General features: G+C 76.7%; 11 protein-coding genes. 2 read left to right on the top strand and 9 right to left on the bottom strand.

Features of this window, described 5'->3' with window-relative positions:
- Nucleotides 1–51 precede the first annotated feature (51 nt).
- The 3 genes from CP974_RS07200 to CP974_RS07210 all read right to left on the bottom strand — a co-directional run bounded on the left by CP974_RS07200 (nucleotide 52) and on the right by CP974_RS07210 (nucleotide 2779).
- Nucleotides 52–1320, bottom strand: a complete 1269-nt coding sequence (locus CP974_RS07200) for an ArsA family ATPase (protein WP_031131577.1) — start codon at nucleotides 1318–1320, stop codon at nucleotides 52–54.
- Between the two features lie 173 nt (nucleotides 1321–1493).
- Nucleotides 1494–1943, bottom strand: coding sequence for an SRPBCC family protein (locus CP974_RS07205; RefSeq protein ID WP_031131575.1), 450 nt, complete (start codon nucleotides 1941–1943; stop codon nucleotides 1494–1496).
- A 59-nt stretch (nucleotides 1944–2002) separates the two neighbouring features.
- On the bottom strand, nucleotides 2003–2779 hold the full coding sequence (locus CP974_RS07210; protein ID WP_031131573.1) for a metallophosphoesterase family protein: 777 nt from the start codon (nucleotides 2777–2779) through the stop codon (nucleotides 2003–2005).
- A 350-nt stretch (nucleotides 2780–3129) separates the two neighbouring features.
- On the opposite strand from CP974_RS07210, the gene CP974_RS07215 reads away from it, so the two are divergent.
- A complete protein-coding gene (locus CP974_RS07215; protein WP_031131571.1) occupies nucleotides 3130–4926 on the top strand; it encodes an AMP-dependent synthetase/ligase in 1797 nt (598 codons plus the stop codon).
- Nucleotides 4927–5396: 470 nt separating this feature from the next.
- Here the strand turns inward: CP974_RS07215 and CP974_RS07220 are convergent, their stop codons facing one another.
- The gene (locus CP974_RS07220) at nucleotides 5397–6539 is read right to left on the bottom strand and encodes a glycosyltransferase family 4 protein (protein ID WP_031131569.1); all 1143 of its coding nucleotides are present in this window, start codon (nucleotides 6537–6539) and stop codon (nucleotides 5397–5399) included.
- Between the two features lie 90 nt (nucleotides 6540–6629).
- Between CP974_RS07220 and CP974_RS07225 the strand changes: the two genes are divergently transcribed.
- Nucleotides 6630–7889, top strand: a complete 1260-nt coding sequence (locus CP974_RS07225) for a glycosyltransferase 87 family protein (protein WP_031131567.1) — start codon at nucleotides 6630–6632, stop codon at nucleotides 7887–7889.
- Here CP974_RS07225 and CP974_RS07230 read toward each other — a convergent pair.
- From CP974_RS07230 to CP974_RS07250, 5 genes are all read right to left on the bottom strand, one after another.
- The gene (locus tag CP974_RS07230; RefSeq protein WP_031131565.1) at nucleotides 7859–8989 is read right to left on the bottom strand and encodes a hypothetical protein; all 1131 of its coding nucleotides are present in this window, start codon (nucleotides 8987–8989) and stop codon (nucleotides 7859–7861) included. The two genes, CP974_RS07225 and CP974_RS07230, sit on opposite strands and share 31 nt — an antisense overlap.
- A 490-nt stretch (nucleotides 8990–9479) precedes the next feature.
- Nucleotides 9480–10523 carry a C40 family peptidase gene (locus tag CP974_RS07235; protein WP_031129556.1) on the bottom strand — a complete coding sequence of 348 codons (1044 nt, stop codon included), beginning with the start codon at nucleotides 10521–10523 and terminating at the stop codon, nucleotides 9480–9482.
- Between the two features lie 425 nt (nucleotides 10524–10948).
- Nucleotides 10949–11974 (bottom strand): C40 family peptidase, encoded by a 1026-nt coding sequence (locus CP974_RS07240; RefSeq protein ID WP_031129555.1) that lies wholly within the window; start codon nucleotides 11972–11974, stop codon nucleotides 10949–10951.
- A gap of 327 nt (nucleotides 11975–12301) precedes the next feature.
- Nucleotides 12302–13666, bottom strand: a complete 1365-nt coding sequence (locus CP974_RS07245; protein WP_031129554.1) for an NYN domain-containing protein — start codon at nucleotides 13664–13666, stop codon at nucleotides 12302–12304.
- A 64-nt stretch (nucleotides 13667–13730) separates the two neighbouring features.
- Complete coding sequence (locus CP974_RS07250; RefSeq protein ID WP_031129553.1) at nucleotides 13731–13973, bottom strand: hypothetical protein; 243 nt, start codon at nucleotides 13971–13973, stop codon at nucleotides 13731–13733.
- Nucleotides 13974–14146: the final 173 nt, after the last annotated feature.

Raw genomic sequence — 14146 nt, forward strand, 5'->3', positions numbered from 1 at the left:
ATCGACGGTACCCGACCGGCGGCCGGGTGTTCAGGGCGTACGCGGTGGCCGTCAGGGCGTGCGGGGCCACAGCCCCGGATCGGGGGCGAAGCGTACGCGCAGCTCGCCGTCGCGCAGGGCGGCGCCGGTGACCGTGCAGCGGCGCAGCGCGGAGGGGAGCGGGACGAGGCGGCGGAACGGGCCGACGGTGAGGGCCAGTTCGTCGCCGCGCCGGACGAGCCCGAGGTCGGACTTGACGGCGCCGGGCAGGGGCACGCGCCAGACAAGGGCGCCCTCGGTGGCGCGGAGGTCCTCGACGGGCCACGGCGGCGCGGGCGCGGCGGCGTCGGCCGGGTCGGGGGCGAGCGGGCCCAGGAGGGCCAGGTCGGCGGGGGTGCGGGGGTCGCGGCCCAGGTGGGGCACCTCGCGCACGGGGGCGCCGTCCTCGTACAGCTCCTTGAGGTGGGCGCGCTGCCGGTCGGCGAGGTCGGCGAGCCAGGGGTCGGGGGACGCGGTGGGCAGCAGGCGGTTGGCGACGACCGCGTCGAGGGGGAGGCGGTGCAGGGCGAGTCCGGCGCGAGCGGTGCGCAGGGCGCCGGCCGCGGCGGGGCCGGGTTCCACGACGAGGCGGACACGGGTGGTGGGTGCGGCGAGGAGGTCCGTCACGGCGGCGAGGTCGGCGTCCTTGCGGGCGGCCGCCTCGTACAGCCCGTCGGGCGGCATGGGCACGCCCGCGAGCTGGGCCAGCATCGGGCGCAGGGCGCGGGCGGCCCGCCGCTCGGGCGGGAGCAGGCGGCGCAGGTAGCGGCGGAGCTGCTCGGGCAGGGCGAGCAGGGCGACCGCGTCGGGCAGCGCGGGCAGGTCGGCGACGACGAGGTCCCACTCCTGGCGGGCGGCGTCGCGCAGGGCCGCCAGGTACGTGAAGGGGGCGCCGCCGGGGAGGGGGGTCAGCTCGTCGTCGTCGAGCGGGGCGGCGCCCAGCAGGTCGAGGGCGGGACCGGCATGGACCTGGAGTGCGAGCAGCTCGCGGCGGAAGTGGGCGGCGGGGTCGAGGCGGCGCACGGTGAGCCCGGCCGGGGCGGGCGGGGCGTCCGTGGCGGCCGGGGAGCCGTGGGCCGGGCCGGGTCCGGGGGCGGAGCCGGGACGGGCGCCGGCGGCCGGGGCGGGGAGCGGGTCAGGGTCGGAACCGGGGCCGGGGGCGGGACCGGCGGGGAGGCCGGGGGCCGGGTCGGTGGTCAGGAGGAGGACCCTCCGGCCGTCACGGGCGGCTTCCAGGGCCGTCGCGGCGGCGATGGTGGTACGGCCGGACCCGCCGGGCCCCATGACGAGAAGGGTGCGCATCCCCGCACGGTAGCGGGCCGCGCCGACAGCTCCGAGGGCCGGGCCGCCGGGCCGGCGTGCGACGGGGCGGCCCGGCCGGGCGGCGGACCGTCCGGCGTTCCGCCGCCGCCCCGCGGGCACCTCAGGACGGGGCCAGGGGCCGACGGGTCAGGGCCCGACGGGGCCAGGGGCCGTCAGGCGCCCGGCGCGGACTCGACGCGCTTCTTCAGGCCCGCCAGCGCCCGGTCGATGATCACCTTCTCGGCCTTGCGCTTGATCATGCCCAGCATCGGGATCTTGACGTCCACGGTGAGCTGGTAGGTGACCTCCGTGCGGGCGCCGCCCGCGAGGGGGGCGAGCCGGTACGAGCCGTCGAGGGCGCGCAGCATCTGCGACTTCACCAGCGTCCAGCTCACCTCGCGGTCGCCGGTCCAGGTGTACGCCAGGGTGTGGTCGTCCTTGATGGCCCCGGCGTCCAGCAGCAGGCGGACCCGCTCGGCGCGGCCGGCGGCGTCCTCGGACAGCACCTCGGCCTCCTTGACCTCGCCCGTCCACTCCGGGTAGCGCGCGAAGTCGGCGATCACCCCCATGACCTCGGCGGGCGCCGCCTCGATCGTGATGCTCGAGCTGGTGTGTTCCGCCATCGCTGTGGCTCCTCCGGAGGGCTCGGTACGTCGGGGGAAGGCTATCGCGTGCCCACCGGTCACCACTCCAGGGCCCACGGCCGCCCCGAGGAGGCGAAGTGGCCCACGTTCACGCACTCCGTTGCGCCCACCCGCATGCGCCGCACCAGCGGCTGGTGGACGTGCCCGAAGAGCGCGTAGCGGGGCCGTACGCGGCGGATCGCGTCCAGCAGGGCGGTGGAGCCGCGCTCGAACCGGCGGGCGACCGTGTCGTACGTCAGCTCCGGCAGGTCCGGCGGGATGTGCGAGCACAGCACGTCGACCTCGCCGAGCGCCTCGACCTTCGCCGCGTACTCCTCCTCCGGGACCTCGTACGGGGTGCGCATCGGGGTGGGCAGCCCGCCGCCGACGAAGCCGAAGACGAGGCCGCCGATCTCGGCGCGCCCGCCGTCCAGCACGGTGGTGCCGGGGCGGGCGTACTCGGGCCACAGACGCGGGATGTCGACGTTGCCGTACGTCGCGTACGTCGGCGCGGGGAAGGCGGCGAACAGCTCGGCGTACTGGGCGCGGACCGCCGACTCCACCGCGGTGGCCTGGTCGACGCCCCGCTCGGCCAGCTCGGCCCACAGCCCGCGGGCGAGCACGCGGGCCTCGTCGAAGCGGCGGTCGGTGCGCAGGGCGACGTAGCGGCGGGTGTTCTCCTCGCCGAACAAGTCCGGGAAGATCCCGCGCGCGTGGTCGGCGTAGTCGAGGAAGAGCACCAGGTCGCCGAGGCAGAGCAGGGCGTCGGCGCCCTCGCCGGCCGCCGCCAGGTCGCGGGCGTTCCCGTGGACGTCGCTGACCACATGAATGCGCATGGCAGACCACCCTAGGGCCCCGGAGGGCGTCCGGGGCAGGGGTCCCGCGCGGTGCGCGGGCCGGGAGCCGGGGACCGTGGGGCCGGGGGCCGTGGGGCCGGGGGCCGCCGGGGGCGGACCTGCGGTTACTTCCAAGTCGTGACGAGAGTGGACTACTGTGCGCGAAGTAGTGCCAAAGACGTGTGACGCAGCGAACATCTGGCCAGGACCCCCTATCGGGAACCAGGTACTCGTGGGTAACGTCCGGGCAGTCCAGTCGTGCTCACCCCACTGAGCACGTGACCGTTTGGACCGCGAACCGACGCATCACACAGAGCCGTGGCGTCGGCGCCCGATGAGGAGCAGCAGTCTTGCGCGAGTTCAGCCTTCCGGCCCTGTACGAGGTCCCCGCGGACGGCAATCTGACGGACCTCGTCCGCCGCAACGCCGCTCAGCATCCAGACGTGGCCGTCATGGCCCGCAAGGTCGAGGGCGGGTGGCAGGACGTCACCGCGCGGGAGTTCCTCGCCGAGGTGCGCTCCGCCGCCAAGGGCCTGATCGCCGCCGGCGTCGGGCCGGGCGACCGGGTCGCGCTGGTCTCGCGCACCCGCTACGAGTGGGTGCGGCTGGACTTCGCGATCTGGAGCGCGGGCGCGGTCACCGTGCCGGTGTACGAGACCAGCTCGCCGGAGCAGATCCAGTGGATCCTCGGCGACTCGGGCGCGGTCGCCGTGGTGGTGGAGAGCGAGGCGCACGAGAAGGCGGTGGAGTCCGTACGGGACCGGCTGCCGGAGCTGCGCCACGTGTGGCGGATCGACGCGGGCGCCCTGGACGAGCTGGCCGAGGCCGGCCGGGACGTGCCCGACGCCACGCTCGACGAGCGCGGCGGCACCGCCGGGGCCGACGACGTGGCCACGATCGTCTACACCTCGGGCACGACCGGCCGCCCCAAGGGCTGCGTGCTCACGCACCGCAACTTCTTCGCCGAGTGCGGCAACGTCGTCGAGCGGCTGAAGCCGCTGTTCCAGACGGGCCGCTCGTCGGTGCTGCTGTTCCTGCCGGCCGCGCACGTCTTCGGCCGCATGGTCGAGGTCGCCTCGGTGCTGGCGCCGATCCGGCTCGGCTGCGTCCCCGACATCAAGAACCTCACGGACGACCTGGCGTCGTTCAGGCCGACGCTGATCCTCGGTGTGCCGCGCGTCTTCGAGAAGGTCTACAACTCGGCGCGGGCCAAGGCCCAGGCGGACGGCAAGGGCCGGATCTTCGACCGGGCGGCGCAGACCGCCATCGCCTACAGCCGGGCGAAGTCCTCGCCGGGCGGCCCCTCGCTCGGGCTGCGGCTGAAGCACAAGCTGTTCGACGTGCTGGTGTACTCCAAGCTCCGCGCGGTGCTGGGCGGCCGCTGCGAGTTCGCGATCTCGGGCGGCGCGCCGCTGGGCGAGCGGCTCGGCCACTTCTACAGCGGCATCGGCTTCACCGTGCTGGAGGGGTACGGCCTGACGGAGTCGTGCGCGGCGACCGCGTTCAACCCGTGGGACCGGCAGAAGATCGGCACGGTGGGCCAGCCGCTGCCGGGCTCCAAGGTGCGGATCGCCGACGACGGCGAGGTGCTGCTCCACGGCGAGCACGTCTTCACCGGCTACTGGGGCAACGAGGCGGCGACGGCGGAGGCGCTGTCGGACGGCTGGTTCCACACCGGCGACATCGGCACCCTCGACGAGGACGGCTACCTGGCCATCACCGGCCGCAAGAAGGAGATCCTGGTCACGGCGGGCGGCAAGAACGTCGCCCCGGCGGTGATCGAGGACCGCATCCGCGGGCACGCCCTGGTCGCGGAGTGCATGGTCGTCGGGGACGGGCGTCCCTTCGTCGGCGCGCTGGTCACCCTGGACGAGGAGTTCCTGGCCCGCTGGGCGGCCGAGCACGGCAAGCCGGCCGGTTCGACGGCGGCCCAGCTGCGGGAGGACCCGGAGCTGCTGGCGGAGGTCCAGCGGGCGGTGGACGACGGCAACGCGGCGGTGTCGAAGGCCGAGTCGGTGCGCAAGTTCCGCGTGCTGCCCTCGCAGTTCACGGAGGAGGCCGGCCACATCACGCCGTCGCTGAAGCTGAAGCGCAACGTCGTCGCGAAGGACTTCGCCGACGAGATCGAGGCCATCTACCGGGGCTGAGCCCCCCGCTGGAGCGGCGCGGTGCCCGCCGAGACCCACGCGGTCCGGCGGGCGCCGCGCGTACGAGGGTCCGGCGGGCAGACGGTCGTCCTCCAGACCACGGAGGGGGCCGGGCGCCGCACGTACGAGGGTCCGGCACACGCGCACCCCACCGCACACAGCGCAGCGCACGCACTCCGCCGCAGCGCACGCGCCGCGCCCCGCAGCAGCGCCCCACCGGGCACGTACTCCGCGGGACAGGGGGGCGCCCCGCACGGCGCACGGACTCCCGCCCGGGGGACGCGGACACGACACCCCGCAGGGGCCCAGGCCCCCGCACGGACACGACACCCCGCACGGGCCCCGCGCACCGACGCGCCCCCACCAGGCGCCGCGCCCCCACCGGGCGCCGGGCACCCCACCAGGAGCCGGCACCCCGCCGGGGCCGCCCGGCCGCCACGGGCCGCGCCCACCCGGCGAGGGCCCGCCGCCTACAGCAGGTCCCTCAGGCGATCCGCGAGGAGGTCCCAGCGCCACGTCTCCTCCACCCAGAGACGCCCCCGCTCCCCCATGCGGCGGCGCAGCTCCGGGTCCTGGAGCAGCGGCACGATCCGCTCGGCGGCCGCCGCCGGGGAGCCGCCGCGCACCACCCAGCCGGTCTCCCCGTCGAGCACCGCGTCGGGGGCGCCGCCCGAGTCGCCGGCGACCACCGGGAGGCCGGTCGCGGACGCCTCCAGGTAGACGATGCCGAGCCCCTCCACGTCGAGGCCGCCGCGCCGGGTGCGGCACGGCATGGCGAACACGTCGCCCGCCCCGTAGTGCGCGGGCAGCTCCTCCCAGGGCACGGCCCCGGTGAACCGCACGGAGCCGGCCACCCCCGTCTCGCGGGCGAGGCGGTGCAGGTCCTTCGCGTAGGGGCCGCCGCCGACGATCAGCAGCACGGCGTCCGGGACGGCGGCCAGCACCTCGGGCATGGCCCGGATCAGGGTGTCCTGGCCCTTGCGCGGCACGAGGCGGGAGACGCACACGACGACGGGCCGGTCGGCGAGGCCGAGCCGGGCGCGCACCTCGTCGCCCCCGGAGCCGGGGTGGAAGGTCTTCTCGTCGACGCCCGGCGGGAGCCGCACCATGCGCGCCGCGGCCTGCGGGGTGAGGGCGCCCGCGATCCGGGACCGGGTGTACTCGCCCAGGTACGTGAGGGTGTCGGTGTCCTCGCCGATGCGCCGCAGCAGCCGCCGCGCGGCCGGCAGCTGCGCCCAGCCCGCCTCGTGGCCGTGGGTGGTGGCGACCAGCCGGCGGGCCCCGGCGCGGCGCAGCGCGGGCGCCATCAGGCCGAGCGGGGCGGCGGCGCCGAACCAGACGGAGGTGCAGCCGTGCTCCCGCAGCAGCGCGGCGGCCCGCGCGGTCACCCGCGGGGTGGGCAGCAGCATCGTCGTACGGTCCCGCACCACCTGGAACGGCTGCTCCGCGTCGAACCGCGCGGTCGCCTCCGCGCCCTCCCGCCCGCGCTTCCACGTGGAGGCGTAGACGACGACCCGGTCCGGGTCCAGGCGCAGTGCCATGTTGTGCAGGAACGCCTGGATCCCACCGGGTCGGGGCGGGAAGTCGTTCGTTACGATCAGCGTCTTGTGCATCGTGGCCGACAGTACCGAACGGCCCGGCCGCACCGCTCGCGCCCCGTACCGCCCCACCCGCAGACCACCACGAACCCGGACGAGGTACCGATGAAGCTCACGAGCGGACCGCGGCCGACCCTGGCCGCCCTGTGGCTGCTCACCAGGGCCGTCCTGCTGCTCTACACCTTCAGGGTCGTCTTCGTGCCCGGCCCGGACGTCACCACCGACGTGTCGGTGATCTACCACGGCTGGTACGAGGTGCTGCGCGGCGGCACGTACCCGCTCGACGACGTGACGTGGCAGTACCCGCCGGCCGCCGCGTTCGCGATCCTCTCCCCCGGCCTGCTGCCGTTCCTCCAGTACGCGCACGCCTTCTTCCTGCTGGCCCTGGTGTGCGACGCGGTGGTCTTCGGGCTGCTGGTGTACGCGGGCGGGCGGCCCGGCAAGAGCCACGCGGGCGCCTGGGTGTGGCTGGCGGGGGTCCCGCTGCTGGGGCCGACGGCGTACGCCCGCTACGACATCATGGTCACCGCCGTCGCGGTCGCCGCGCTGCTGGCCGGGGCGGGCCACCCGCGCACGATGGGCGTCCTCACCGGGGTCGGCGCCCTGCTGAAGGTGTGGCCCGCGCTGCTCCTCGCGGGCACCGCGAAGGGCCGGGTCACGCGCCGGGCGTGGGCCGCCGCCGCGGCGGCGGGCGCGGCGGTGCTGGCGGCCTGCGTCTGGGCGGCGCCGGGCGCGCTGGCGTTCCTGACGTTCCAGCGGGACCGGGGCACCGAGGTGGAGTCGCTGGGGGCGATGGTCTTCCACGTGGCGCGGTTCCTCGGCGCCTGGGAGGGGGAGGTGCGGCTGAACTACGGGTCGGTCGAGTTCCTCGGCCCGTACGTGCCGCTGGTCAGCAAGGCCGCGATGGCGCTGTCGGCGCTGGCGCTGGGCTGGCTGGCGCTGTGGCGGCTGCGGGCGCGGGTGTTCGGCCCGACGGCGCTCGCCGACGCGGCGTTCGTGGCGGTGCTGCTGTTCACGACGACGAGCCGGGTGATCAGCCCGCAGTACATGCTGTGGCTGGTCGGGCTGGCGGCGGTGTGCCTGGTGTGGCGGGGCAGCCGGATGCGCCGGGCGGCGGTGATGGTGGTGGTGGCGACCGGGGTGACGCTGCTGGAGTTCCCGCTCTGGTTCTCGCACGTGGTGGCCAGCGACGGGCTGGGGCTGGCGCTGCTGTTCGTCCGCAACGGGCTGCTGGTGGCGGCGTCGCTGGAGGCGGCGCGCCAGCTGTGGCGGCGGACGGTCACCGAGCCCCGGCTGCGCGCCGGCGGGCCCGGGGCGCGGGTGCCCGCGCAGGATCAGCGCGACGGGGCGCTGCTCAGCTCCTGACGCAGCCGCTCCCGCCAGGCGCGGGTGAAGTCCTCCTCGGTGGTGCCGAGGACGTCCTGGAAGGCGCGGGGCGCGCCGGTCCCGCCGGCGGCCCGGTAGAAGGCGGCGAGCCGGTCGCCGCCCCACCGGTCGGCGATCAGCTCGCAGGCCAGCCAGGCGCCCTCGTAGGCGCGGGCCGCGGCGGCGGGGTCGCCGCCGAACGCGAAGTCCCGGTCGGCGGGCAGGGCCGCCGGGATCCGACCGGCGCGCACGGCCCGTGCCAGTGCGGGCGCCGCGTCGGCGGCGGCGCGGCCCGTGCCGGTGTGGGCGATCCGGTCGGCCAGGCCCTCGGAGAGCCACAGCGGGGTGGCGGCGGTGGTCGCGGCGCGGGTGGCGACGTGGGCGGTCTCGTGGGTGAGGACGAAGGTCCGCCCGAAGTCGCCGAGCCCCCGGTACGCCTCCGGGTTGAGCACCACGCGGTCGGCCGCCCCGCCCCCGGTGCGGCCCGTGGTGACGGCGGCGACGCCCCGGAAGGCGGCGGGCGCGTCCCCGAGGAGGGCGGCCATCGCGTCGAGCCCGGCCGGTACGAGGACGACGACGGTGCCCTGCCAGGTGGCGTCCCGCCAGGCGCCCGCCACGGCGGGGACGGCCCGGTCGGCGAGGGCGGCGACCTCGCGCAGGCGCGCCTCGGGCTGTCCGGCGCCCAGGACGAGGCTGCGGGCGCCGCGCACCGCCCGTACCGGGCCCTGGTCCCACAGTTGGGGCGGGTGGCCCTCGGCGGGCCGGTCGGCGGTGACGCTCCACCGGCCGTCGCGCAGCGCCAGGTCGAGGCGGCGGCGGGCGGTGGCCGGCGCGGTGTCGTGGCCGTCGAGGGTGTAGGCGAGTTCGGCGTCGGCCGTGGCGCGGTCGGGGCCGTCGCGGTGTACGGCGAGCGTCCGGTACGACCAGGACCGCAGCGGCGCCCCGCCGAGGAGGCCGGGCAGCAGGTCGGCGCGGGCGGCGACGGCCTCCCGGACGCCGTCCCCGGCGCCCGCGGGGCCGCCCGGCCGGGGGGCGCACCCGGCGACGGCGACCGCCACGGCCAGGGCCACGAGGGCGGCCCACCGCCCGAGTACACGCATCCGCCGATGGTAGGCGCCCGCCGCGGCCCCCGGCACGCCTCCGGTCGCGGCGGGAGGCGGCGCCCCCGGCCCGGCGCGGGTCCGGGCACCCTGCACTCCGCGGGACGCGTCCCCGGGCCGGGCCGTCGGCACTCCGCCGGACACGCCCGGAAGCCGGCCATCCGGCACACTCCCGGACACGTCGCGAAACCGGGCACCCGGCACGCTCCCGGACGTGACCCGAGGCCGGCGCCCCGCCACCGCGGCCGACCGGGCGGCCCGCGGCCCGGCAGCGGCGGGGTCGGCGGCGGGCGCCGGCACGGCCCGCGCGCCGTCCGCAGCCGGCCGGGCACCGGGCACTCCCCCGCTCACGGCTCCCCACCGGGGGCCCGCGTCCGCCCCACGCGGCGCCTCGTGGCCCCCGGGCCCCGCAGCGCCCACCGCGGGCCGGGCCCCGGGCACGGGCCGGGCACCGGCCTGGGCTGGCCCCGGGCACCGGCCGGGCCGGGCCTCAGACGCGGGTCACCGCCGAGATGGGCATCATCCCCACCGGGTCGTAGCGGACCGGGGCGCCCGGCCGGGGGGCGTGGATGACCTGGCCGCCGCCGACGTACAGGGCCACGTGGCTGGCGTCGGAGCGGTAGGTGACGAGGTCGCCGGGCCGGGCCTGCGCCAGTGGCACATGGCGTCCGGCGTTCCGCTGGGCCTGGGAGGTGCGCGGCAGCCCGACCCCGGCGCGGGCGTACGCCCACTGCACGAGTCCCGAGCAGTCGAAGGCGTCCGGCCCGTTGGCGCCCCACACATACGGCTTGCCGAGCGCCGACCGGGCGGCCCGCACGGCGGCGGCGGCGCGGGCCGAGGCGGCCCCGTCGGCGGACGGCGGCGGTGCGGCGCCGTCGCGGCCCGAGCGGTCCGCGCGGTCCGCCCGGTCGAGGGCGGCCCGCTCGGGCGACGTCAGGGAGCCCAGGAGCACCCGCGCGGCGGCGAGCCTGCGCTCCACCTCCCGCTTGTGCCGGGCCACGGCCGCGCGGCTGCGCTCCAGTTCCGCGAGGGTGCGGGTGGCCTCGGCCCGCTCCTGGGCCAGCCTCCGCTGCGCGAGGCGCAGTTCGCTCAGGGCGGCGGCCTGCCGGTCGCCGAGCCGGTCGAGGAGGGCGGCCTTGTCGAGGTACGCGTCGGGCTCCTCGGAGAGCATCAGGGCGAGGGCCGGGTCGATGCCGCCGGAGCGGTACTGGGCGCCCGCGACGGCGCCGAGGGCGCCGCGCATGCGGTTGATGCGCTCCTGGCCGCGCGCCACGCTCCTGCGGGCGGCCCCGGCGGCCGCCCGGAGGGTGTCGGTGCGCTCGTCGGCGGCGTTGAACTCCTCGGTGGCCCGCTCCGCCTCCACGTAGAGCCGGTCGACGCGGGCGCGTACGGTGTCGGCGGGGCCGGCCGGGTCGGCCCGCACCGGGGCGGCGCCGAGGGCGGCCACCGCCGTGGCCACCGCGGCGGACAGGACGGTGGCGCGGGTGGCACTCCGGGTGGGGCCCGGTACGGGGGGACGGCGGTGGGACGCCACGGGCCGCGCTCCCTTCAGCTGGTCGAGGGGTGGTGCGCGGCAGACAGTAGCCGGGCGGTCACAGCCTGACCAAAGACCTCGGGGGCGCCGGGCGGGCGGCGCCCCGCCGGGAACCACAGGTCACCGGCGGGGCGAAGCGTCAGCACGGGCGGCGGGAGTTCCCCCGAACGGGCGCGTGTGCGGGGCGGCTCGTCTTCGGCTCGCCGCGCCTCCGGACGCCCTGGACGCGCCCCCCGCTCGCGCGCCGGACCCGCGACGGGCCCGGCGCGTCGCGCCCACGAGACGCCCTGGGGCGCCGGGCGCGGCCGGGACGGGGCACGGACGCCGCGGGGCACGGACGCCACGGGACCCGGCCGGCGGGTTGCCGGAGGGGGACCCGGACGCCGGGCCGGGCGCGGGCGCCGCCGGCGCGCGGCCGGGGTGGCTCAGATGCGGACGCCGAACTGGAACGTACCGAGGTAGTTCATCGACTCGTAGCGCACGTTCGCACCCGGCTTCGGGGCGTGCAGGACGGTGTTGTTGCCCGCGTACAGGCCGACGTGCGCCAGGTTGTTGAAGAAGACGAGGTCGCCCGGCTTGAGCTGGCTGCGGCCGATCTTCACGCCGTCGTTGTGCTGCGTGAAGGTGGTGCGGGAGATCTGGACGCCGGCCTGGCGGTAGGCCCACTGCGTGAGGCCGGAGCAGTCGTAGGAGTTGGGGCCCTCGGCGCCGGAGACGTACGGCTTGCCGATCTGCGTGGCGGCGGCGCTGAGGGCGGCGGCGCCGCGCTGCGAGGCCGGGACCTCGTTGCCGAGCTCGACGCGCTCGGTGGCGTCGCGGCTGGCGCGCTGCTCCTCCTCCTGCATCTTCCGCCGCTCCTCGGCGGTGAGGGTGTTGAGCAGCTTCTGCGCCTCGGCGAGCTTGGCCTGGTACTTCTTCTTCTTCTCGCCGAGGGACTTGCGGACGTCCTCGAGGTCGGTCAGCTTCGACGTGGCCTCGGAGCGCTGCTGGGCGAGCGTGCGCTGCTTGGCCTGGATGGTGCGCAGCGTCGCGGCCTGCTTCGCGGAGAGCTGGTCGACGGCGGACGCCTTGTCCAGGTAGTCCTCCGGGTTGGAGGAGAGGAAGAGCTGGAGCGAGGGGTCCATGCCGCCGTTGCGGTACTGGGCGCTGGCGACGGCGCCGATGCTGTCGCGCAGCTCGTTCAGCTCCTCCTGGCCGCGGGCGACCTGGTCCTGGAGGGCGGTGACCTCCTGCTGGAGCTTCTCGCGGCGCTCGTCGGCGAGGTTGAACTGCTCGGTGGCCGCCTCGGCCTCGTGATGGAGCTTGTCGACCTTCTCCTTGACCTGGTCCTTGGTGGGCTGCGGCGTGGCCGAAGCGGTCTGGCTGGTCAGGGCGACGGCAGCGGCGGCGGTCGCGGTGAGCACGGTCACACGGGCGCGGCTCGGCTGCTTGGGTCGACGGTGGGACGCCACGGAGGCGAGCTCCTCTTCCTCGTTCGAGCCGCCTGCCGGGTCGACGGTCAACTGCCCCGGTTGCGCGCTGGGCGTCCGGACACTCCCCCGTGTTCCACATCCGAACAGCACGGTTCAGGCGGTGCCTTCGCTGCCGCCCCCGATGGACGGTCAACCGCGCGAAGGTTCGAGCCCAGACCCTAGTGACCACATTGTGATCAGTTCAAATCCTCATGAGAAAAATCTCGCCCGCCGGGCACTTTCTTTACCGTGATCGCACCGTGGGTCATGCGCGGTTGACGTTGCGTTCACCGGACGGACCGCCAAACCGGGCATGACGCCCAGGAGTTACGAGAGCCGCGAAAGCCGCTTCAGCAGCATCACGGACGCGACCGGCCGGGCCCCGGACCTGGCGACCCCGTCGGCCACCTCGCGGTCGCTGGAGACCACGACCACCGGCCGCCCCGGCGGCTCGGCGCGCACCAGCTGCCGGATCAGCTCGTCGGCCGTCACGCCCGGCTTGGAGAACAGCACCCGCACCCCGCGGGGCGGGGCGAGCAGCACCGGCGCGGCCAGTTCGGCGCCGTCGAAGACGCAGGTGACCTCGGCGCCGGTGCGCGCGGCGAGCGCGGAGAGCCCGCCGAGGAGCCGCAGCCGCTGCTTCTCCAGCGGCATGGTCGGATAGCCGGTCTTGGTGACGTTGTAGCCGTCGACGACCAGATGGGCCTGCGGCAGCGCGAGGAGCTGGTCGAGGAGGGCCGGGTCGGTCTCGGACAGCGCGCGGGCGGCGATGTCCTTCGGCGACATCCGGCCGGGCTCCACCGCGTCCACCGAGTCGGCGGGCCGCACGGAGACGGGCGGCAGGGCCAGCTCGCGGCGCAGCCCCTGGGCGGCCTCCAGGACCGTGTCCAGCAGCAGCCGCAGGCGTACGTCCTCCACCGAGCGGCCCTCGCGGGCGGCGCGGCGGCTGGCCTCCAGGGCGGCCTCGACCTCCCCGAGGCGGGACCTGAGGCGGCGCGTCTCGCTCTCGGCGGCCGAGGCGCGGGCGGCGCCGTCCGCCCGGACCGCGTCGATCTCCTCGCGGGCGCGGCGCAGGGCGGCCTCGCCCCGCTTGACGTCGCTCTGGGCGCTGCGCAGCTTGCGGTGAAGCGATTCGGCTTCCCTGCGGGCGGCCTCCAGCTCGGCGCGCAGCCGCTCGGTCTCGTCGCGGGTGTGCGCGCGGGCCTCGGCGAGCTCCTCGCGCAGCCGCTCCAGTTCGCGGCGGCCCGCCTCGTCGGCGCGCTCGGCGTCCGCCCGCTGCACCTCCTCGCCCGCCGCGGCGACCAGCTTGACCCACCCGGCGGGGCGCAGCACGTACGCGGCGGCCGCCACGTCCACGGGGTCGGCGGCGGCCGGCGGCGCGCCCGACTCGACGGCGGCGGCCAGCTCGGGCTGGCCGGAGCGCAGCCGGTCGCCGATGCGCCCGCGGAACGCCGCGTCCGCCTCCAGGGCGGCGGCCATCGCGTTGCCCGCGAAGCGGGCCCGCCGGGTGGGGGTGAAGCGGGCGTACTGGCGGAGCTGGGCCGGCAGCTCGGCGACGGTCAGGCCGCCGAACGCCTCCGCGACGAGCGCGACGACCCGGCGCCGTACCGCCTCGGGCAGCGGGCGGTCGAGCGCCTCGGCGGCGTCACCGGCCGCACCGGCCGACTCAGCGCCGCTTGCCGGCTGCGCCACGATCCGTCACCCCACTACCCGTCGTTCTCACTGTGCCGGGACGCCCGCCGGCCCCGGGCGGGCCTCAGGAGCCGGCGCCCGGCCTGTCCACCAGCTCGATCTGGTCCACCGCGTTGCACCAGCGGCAGCGGACCGACTCGATGGTCTCACTGACCACCTCGCGCTCCTCCACCGTGGGCTCGCCCGCGAGGTCCAGATGGACGTACTCCACGACCTTGGAGGAGCGCGTCACGTCGAAGCGCGTCAGGTTGCCGCAGAGCGCGCAGCGCCAGCGGGTCTCGGCGGTCGGCTGGGGAACCGTCGTCATGGTGCCGTCCTTGTCATGGTCCGGTTGTGCCAGTTGTTCGACCCGCGGTGCGCCCTCGGACTGCGGGTGCCCCGGGAGCGGCCCGGGCACGCCCGTTACCCTACGGCCTCCCCCCTCGCGCCCGTGCGGACGGCCGGGGAAGACCGCGGGAGGGTGCACCCGGCCCCGGCGAG

Source organism: Streptomyces fradiae ATCC 10745 = DSM 40063 (genome assembly GCF_008704425.1).
Classification (GTDB): domain Bacteria; phylum Actinomycetota; class Actinomycetes; order Streptomycetales; family Streptomycetaceae; genus Streptomyces; species Streptomyces fradiae.

Coding starts and splice junctions, on each gene's coding strand:
- CP974_RS07225 (WP_031131567.1), top strand. CDS start 6,630: ATGAAGCTCACGAGCGGACCGCGGCCGACCCTGGCCGCCCTGTGGCTG.
- CP974_RS07230 (WP_031131565.1), bottom strand. CDS start 8,989: ATGCGTGTACTCGGGCGGTGGGCCGCCCTCGTGGCCCTGGCCGTGGCG.
- CP974_RS07200 (WP_031131577.1), bottom strand. CDS start 1,320: ATGCGCACCCTTCTCGTCATGGGGCCCGGCGGGTCCGGCCGTACCACC.
- CP974_RS07210 (WP_031131573.1), bottom strand. CDS start 2,779: ATGCGCATTCATGTGGTCAGCGACGTCCACGGGAACGCCCGCGACCTG.
- CP974_RS07250 (WP_031129553.1), bottom strand. CDS start 13,973: ATGACGACGGTTCCCCAGCCGACCGCCGAGACCCGCTGGCGCTGCGCG.
- CP974_RS07205 (WP_031131575.1), bottom strand. CDS start 1,943: ATGGCGGAACACACCAGCTCGAGCATCACGATCGAGGCGGCGCCCGCC.
- CP974_RS07220 (WP_031131569.1), bottom strand. CDS start 6,539: ATGCACAAGACGCTGATCGTAACGAACGACTTCCCGCCCCGACCCGGT.